Below are 6,265 nucleotides of genomic sequence, written 5' to 3'. Positions count from 1 at the left end.
CACGACGAGGCGACGACACCCGGACACCCTGCCCGCCCCGGCGGCCACCGTCACGCCGCCACACCGTCCACACGCGACCTTCTCAAACACGCACTGAGTGAGCTTGCCGGGGTGGCGCGTACTGAGCTGGCCAAGCTACATGGCATGGGCCCGAAAGCGCTCGAGATCATCCAGAGTGCGCTTGAGGAGCACAACCTGAGTCTGGGTTAGCACTCCACCGTCACTTGGCTTCGGCCTCGGGCGTGGCGTGGGCATGCAGACGGCCACCGCGTCGATCATCGATGGTTTGTGAGGACAACCGAAGATCGTGCGGTGGCCGTGGGCCACAGCGTAGACCCCGCTGGGTGGCGGGTCATCCTGGACGAGGCGGTGACGCGTGTCGCTGACCGGTTCGCACGGGCCGAGCCGCGTGCGACGGCCGGGCAGTTCGTGGCAGGGCTGCTGTCGGGGGTGGAGCGCAAGACCTGCTGGTCCCTCGCGGAGCGGGCTGGCAACTGCGATCCGCAGGCGATGCAGCGGTTACTGCGCACGACGGTGTGGGACGCCGACGACGTCCGCGACGACGTGCGTTCCTGGCTGATCGAGCAGCTCGGCCACCCCGACGCGGTGCTGGTCACCGATGAGACCGGCTTCCTCAAGAAGGGGGTGTGCTCGGTCGGGGTGCAGAGGCAGTACACCGGCACCGCCGGCCGTGTTGAGAACAGCCAGGTCGGAGTGTTCCTGGCCTACGTCACCCCGCACGGGCGGGGGCTGATCGACCGCCGGCTCTACCTACCCGAGACGACCTGGTGCGACCAACCCGACCGCCTCGCCGCCGCCGGCGTCCCCGACCAGGTCGGGTTCGCCACGAAGCCTGCCCTGGCCCGGCAGATGATCGCCGCCGCGATCGAGGCTGGTGTCCCAGCCGGGTGGGTGTGCGATCGAGAGCCGGCGGGACGGGGCCCGCATCAGCGGCAGGAAGGCCGCTCGGCATCTCCGATGTTGAGTCCAGCGATCCGGCGGGAAGGCCGCGCTGGCGTCCTGGACGAGCGTCAGAGTAGCACCGAGTACCGACACGTCAACCCGCCGTGATTCTCCAGGGTGCGGGCGGGACTGCCGGCTGCTGGCCGTGTCGGGTCTCAGGACGTGGGTGACAGATCCCTCAGGATCTCGGTGACACGTCCGGCTAGACGATCATGTGTGCGTCAGGGTAAGGGTCGAAGTGGCTCGCGCGGTCGGGCGGTGGGTCACCGCGCTGTTGATGGGAGGGTGTTGAGCGCAGCCTGGACAACGGGCTTCCACTGGGCAGCGAAGGCGTCGGCGAATCGCTCATGGTCCGATCGTCGCTGTATGTTGCCCACCTTCCGGGCACGGTGTTGGAGCAGATGATGGCCAAGCTCGTGCAGCAGTACGTCAAATCGCATGAAGTCTCGCAGCCTTGTCGCCTCGTGTTCCGGTTGTTCGTAGAGGAAGATCTCGCCTGGTGCTCTGGTCTTGCCGTAGACCACCAATCCGGGGTCAAAGTCCTCGGTCTGTCGCAACTCGATGACGCGTAGCCCGTACCACGCGGAAGGCCCAATCGCCTCCAGCACCTCACGAACGTCACGTCCGCTTGCCGGATGCACGAATCCAGGTCGCGCAGCATGAACGTGGATCCGCACCCGGTCTGGCCCCGGAGCGCGACGGAGCGCCTGGCGCCAACGGGGATCTGTTCGCAGGCTTCGGCTCACATCGCCCATGTTCGACGGCCCCACGACATGCAACAACCCGATTTCACTGCGGAACTTACGTCTCCTTCGTGAGTCAGGGGCCGCGAGATCGACGACCGGGCTCCATGTGCCATGCAGGTCCCGAGACCGGACGGCCGGCCGCTGGCCGGCGTGGGAGGACTTTCTGTACGTCTATCAAGGCGGGCCGCTTCGCAGGCCGCTCGCGCCGCCGACCAGGGGCCGGGCCAATTGGCCCGCCGCCGGCCGCCTTGCCGCTTCGCTCCCGGCGGCCGGCGGTAAAGCCCCCCGGCGGCGCGACATACGAAGAAGCCCCGGGCCGCCTAGGTGCTGACAGGCTCGGGGCTTGGCAGTTGTTGGTTGCAAGGGCAGTGCCTCCGGCGGGGTCCTCGGACACTCCGGGATGGTGGCGCCATCCCGACACCCTCCGTCCGGGCAGAGCCGAGCAGGCCCCACCCGCTCCACTGTGTGCGGACGAAGGCCGACGGGATGGCTAAGGGCAGGTCAGCAGGCGGACGGCGCTCAGGGTGCTTCCGGCTTAACCCTGTGTCTCATATGCTGCCGGTTCGGCTGCGACCTGGGGGCAATGGAGGACCAGTGACGGGCAACAGAAGGGGCATACCGGCATCAGTAGAGGCCGCCCTCTGGGCAATTAGCAACGGCCGTTGCTACGGCCCAAATTGCCCTATGCCGGTCATGTTCGAGGTGCGCCCAGGCGTGTACCGCAAGAACGTGCAAATCGCGCACATCTACGGTGTTCGGCCGAACGCACCAAGATACAGACTTGGGATGCCCGACTCGGAACGCGACGCCTTCAAGCACCTCCTACTTCTCTGCCTGCCTCACCACGCGGAAGTGGACGACAAGAGAACAGGGGAGAGTCTGTATCCTCCAGAGGTTCTCCTTGAGTGGAAGCGCAAGCACGAAGGTGCCAACAACGCTGCCCTGAGCCGCATCGGGCCGGTAGATGAAGACGCGTTCATGGACTTGGTTGCCGATATCTTCGAGCCTCCGTTGCAGCGCCTAGAACAAATTGCGGACCGGCTTGAAAGGACAGGCACACTTACCGCAGAGACGGCAGTGGAGCTTCGTGAGATCGTGTCAGCCTTGACGGATAATCCTGCGGGACTAGATGCGCGGTCGGTTCGGATCTTGGCAGAGACAGTGGATAGGCTCGGCGGCAGACGCTTTTCGAGGACAGTTGCCGAACTGTCCGAGGCGGCCGACAAAATGATGAGGGCGGCTCGACGCCTGCCCGAACGCTGACACCCGTGTGAGGTGCCGAAGGGCGTGCCCGTTGGATCGGTAAACAGGGGTGACGAGGGGTAACGACCGCCGCCGTCCGTTGGCCTGAACGGAGCGAAGGACCAGCCCGACCAGGACGGAGCATGCTCGATCAAGGCACCTTCCAAACTGATCGTGCGAGGATGTGCGGCCATGAGCCCAGACGCCTGGAGATTGCTCGACGGCAGAGCCGAGCGAGCAGAGCGTTCATGGTCGGAGACCAAGTCGACACTGCCTGTGGGTGCACGAGTCCGGGCACGCGTGCTCGCGACGATGCCGTTCGGCGTCTTCGCCGACATCGAAGGCCAGCCCGACGCGATAGCTCTGATGGAGATCACCACGCTTCCGAGCGGTAGCGAGCTTCCGGCTGTTGGTGTCTGGCTCGATGCGGTTGTCGTCGACCACGTCGCTCACAATTGGCAGGTGAGACTTCGACCAGCCGGAACTCGAAACCCCGACTGAGTGACTAACTGGGTGACGGTCGGGGTGTACGGGGCCGGACACCCCTGGACGGCAGCGGACGTGAGCGCCAGGGCCTGACCCCCGATCCGACCAGGTGGAGACGCCCTGATTGTTGCCTGGGGGTCAAGGGGTCATCGGCCCGAATCCGGCCGTCCCGACAGCGGCCGAGTTAGCCAGGACTGGCGGTGCATCGGGTGTAGGGAACGTTGCCTAGATCGGGGAAACCGCCCAGGTCAGAGATGGCGGTGTCACCTGCCTGTGTGTAGGTGAGGGTAAAGAGGACCGGCATTGGCGCTGGGCAGGGCATGAGCACGTCGAACGTGATCGTCAACCAGGTGATGGCGCCAGGTGGGAGTGGGTGCGGGGTCCTGGCGTCCATGTACGACAACTGACCGCAGCTTCCCCATGCGCTCGTCGTTGCTCGCAGCCCGTTCAACGGAAGGACCGGTTCGATCCGGTCAAGCGTCGCGGTGGTGGCCGATCGGTTGACAATCTCAACGCCTAGTTGCAACCTGTCGCCGAGTTGAGCCGAACACCGGTTGCCGGTCCCGGTCACCGGCTGCGCCTTGGCCGTCACAACTGAGGCGGTTGTCGGCGCGTGCGGGCCGGGTCTGGCGGTATGGTCTTGGGTCTCGGCGCGTCGGATGCCGGCGAGGTATCCCGTGATGGCCCCGGCGACGAGCGCGACAGCGATGGGGCCGGCGATTCCTGGTCCCCGCCACCATGGCAGGGGCGGCCTACGAGGCCCGATCTCGATGACGTCCATCTCGTTGTCGCGAGCTTGCGATCCGCTAGTGATGGCACCGACCTCCGGTCTGGTTGGTCCATTGGCATTGACGCCCTTCATGCACCCAACATATGTCGGACAGCCAGAACGCGTGGGCCCGAAGCAGCCAACCGAGCAGCCAAGCCTGCAAGTCGTGGCGGACACTGGCGGACGTCAGAAGAAGCTCGACAAGGACCGGGGCCACGCCGACAAGCAGGCCCGCGGCGGACTCGTAATGCGTAGGTCGTGGCGACAGCAACCGAAGCGCGTTGCACCAGCCACAGACGGGGATCGGCCGTCACGGCAGGCGACACGGCGACGGCCATCGCTCGGTGTGTGCCTCTTAATCCGCTGGTCCGGTGCGCGTGTAGCAGCGCGTGTAGCAACCCTGACGGACGACGGTGCACGATCACACGCTTCTGACAGGTCGGACGGAGACGGGCCAGCCGGAGCTGGACGCGGTCGACAGGCTGCCCAGAACTCAGACGAGGGATCGAGCCGACGAGCTGCTTCCCCCGGTTGGACGAAGGCCAGGTCGCGGACGTCGTCGGTCAGCAAGGGCGAGTCGAGTAGCCACGGGAGTAGCCAAGGCGGTGGATCCTCACGGACGAGGCCGGACCTTGGCGGACCTGGTGAGCAGCGCTAGGCGGCGTTGACGTGGCCTCGCCCGCTCCTGGCAGTGTGGGGCACAGGTACCGCTCGCGCAGACTCAACCGGATTTGACGGCCTGTGCGATCAACGCCGCGCCGGAGGCGACGAGGGTGGCCGCGACCAGCACCAGGACCAAGCGGATCAGGATGCGGCCGGGGCCCGCCCCGACGATGGGGGCGTACTGCTCCTGTTCGGCTCGGACGAACCGGCCGGGCAGCAGCAGGATGGCAAGCCAGCTCACGGCCTCGGCCGGACCGTCGCAGACGAGCGATCGCAGACCTCGAAAGCATGGGACCGCCCGTCACGGACCGATTGTCGGTCGACTAGCCGAAAGATGATCGACCGCGCGCACGATGGCGGGACCAACGCGATTTGTGGATCATGACGAAGCCGCGCAGCCTTTGCGCGACAAGTCAAGTGAGGAGTCCTGTTGTATCGTTCCCGGCTCGCCGTAACCAGCGCCGCTGCTCTGGCCCTTGCACTGGCAGGCTGTGGCAACAGCCAGCCTCCAGCCGCTGCAGGGCCGTCGACGGTTGTGAGTGCCACGACACCGGCCGCCCCCGTGAGCCCCAGCGAGAAGCCAGCGATGGGCGCCAAGGACGTGGTCGGGGCTCTCACCGCTGCTGGGCTTCCGCTGTCGAACATCGCCGAGCAGGACGAGAACACTGATCCCAATGACAAGCTCGGTCGCCCTGGGCAGTACACGTCCCGTGTCTCAGCGGACGTGCCGGGAGGTGACAAGGACGCCGAGAAGTACGGCATCGACCGCGGCCTGGTGGTCGAGGTGTTCGCGACGGCAGGGGACGCCGACGCCCGATCGAAGTTCATTCAGGACGCCCTGAAAGGCGCACAAATCCTCGGCACCGAGTACCACTATCGACCGGCGGACGGGCGGATCCTGGTGCGGCTGACCGGGAAGGTGAAACCGTCGCAGGCGAAGAAGTTCGAGGACGCTGTCGCAAAGTTGTGACCTCAGCCGGCGGACAGGTCCAGCCCGTCTCCCCGACGGGATCGCACCTGCTCGCGCCTCTCGCAGATCGATAGCAGCGGTAACAGACATCCCATGAGAGCTGAGGTCGAGCAGCGACGCCACCCTCCTGCCTCCGTCTCACTTGTCGTCTCGTTCGTGACCGTGCGGGGGCGACCGCAGACGAACGACTGGTCGAGTTCGCCTTGGTAGCGAACCGACCCGGTGAAGCGCGTACGGGGACGAGCAGACTTGGAAAGCGTGCCTGGGGTGCTACTCACGGGTGAGGAGCACGAAATGTGAGCGGCGTCGGATTCTGACATGCCCGGGATGGTTGACAACCCTGGTTGTCGAGCGGATTCTGAAGTCGGAGGCCGCTGATGAGGGAGCCGATCATGCGGGAGCTGACGTCGGACGAGCGACAGGAAC

General features: G+C 65.9%; 6 protein-coding genes and 1 pseudogene. 5 read left to right on the top strand and 2 right to left on the bottom strand.

What is annotated here, in order from left to right:
- Both ABZS80_RS24880 and ABZS80_RS24875 read left to right on the top strand, forming a co-directional pair.
- Positions 1 to 210 (top strand): hypothetical protein (locus ABZS80_RS24880; protein WP_355059450.1); only part of this gene is annotated, 210 nt, incomplete at its 5' end.
- A gap of 102 nt (positions 211 to 312) precedes the next feature.
- A pseudogene (locus tag ABZS80_RS24875) lies at positions 313 to 915 on the top strand (IS701 family transposase); the annotation flags it as partial.
- Between the two features lie 311 nt (positions 916 to 1,226).
- Here ABZS80_RS24875 and ABZS80_RS24870 read toward each other — a convergent pair.
- Positions 1,227 to 1,571, bottom strand: a complete 345-nt coding sequence (locus ABZS80_RS24870) for a hypothetical protein (RefSeq protein WP_355059449.1) — start codon at positions 1,569 to 1,571, stop codon at positions 1,227 to 1,229.
- A gap of 852 nt (positions 1,572 to 2,423) precedes the next feature.
- On the opposite strand from ABZS80_RS24870, the gene ABZS80_RS24865 reads away from it, so the two are divergent.
- Positions 2,424 to 2,972, top strand: coding sequence for a hypothetical protein (locus tag ABZS80_RS24865; RefSeq protein WP_355059448.1), 549 nt, complete (start codon positions 2,424 to 2,426; stop codon positions 2,970 to 2,972).
- A 279-nt stretch (positions 2,973 to 3,251) separates the two neighbouring features.
- Positions 3,252 to 3,452 carry a hypothetical protein gene (locus ABZS80_RS24860; protein WP_355059446.1) on the top strand — a complete coding sequence of 67 codons (201 nt, stop codon included), beginning with the start codon at positions 3,252 to 3,254 and terminating at the stop codon, positions 3,450 to 3,452.
- 1,475 nt (positions 3,453 to 4,927) lie between these two features.
- On the opposite strand, the gene ABZS80_RS24855 is transcribed toward ABZS80_RS24860, so the two are convergent.
- The gene (locus tag ABZS80_RS24855; RefSeq protein ID WP_355059444.1) at positions 4,928 to 5,110 is read right to left on the bottom strand and encodes a hypothetical protein; all 183 of its coding nucleotides are present in this window, start codon (positions 5,108 to 5,110) and stop codon (positions 4,928 to 4,930) included.
- Between the two features lie 345 nt (positions 5,111 to 5,455).
- Between ABZS80_RS24855 and ABZS80_RS24850 the strand changes: the two genes are divergently transcribed.
- Entirely contained in the window at positions 5,456 to 5,839 is a 384-nt protein-coding gene (locus tag ABZS80_RS24850) for a hypothetical protein (protein ID WP_355059442.1), read from the top strand.
- Positions 5,840 to 6,265 lie beyond the last annotated feature (426 nt).

The organism is Micromonospora sp. NPDC005305 (assembly GCF_040607315.1).
Lineage (GTDB): Bacteria > Actinomycetota > Actinomycetes > Mycobacteriales > Micromonosporaceae > Micromonospora.
Note: the sequence above shows the minus strand (reverse complement) of the source record. Positions and strands in the feature narration are given on the sequence as shown.

Excerpts from the sequence above, each read along its gene's own strand:
- ABZS80_RS24850 (WP_355059442.1), top strand. The coding sequence starts at position 5,456 with ATGGGCGCCAAGGACGTGGTCGGGGCTCTCACCGCTGCTGGGCTTCCG.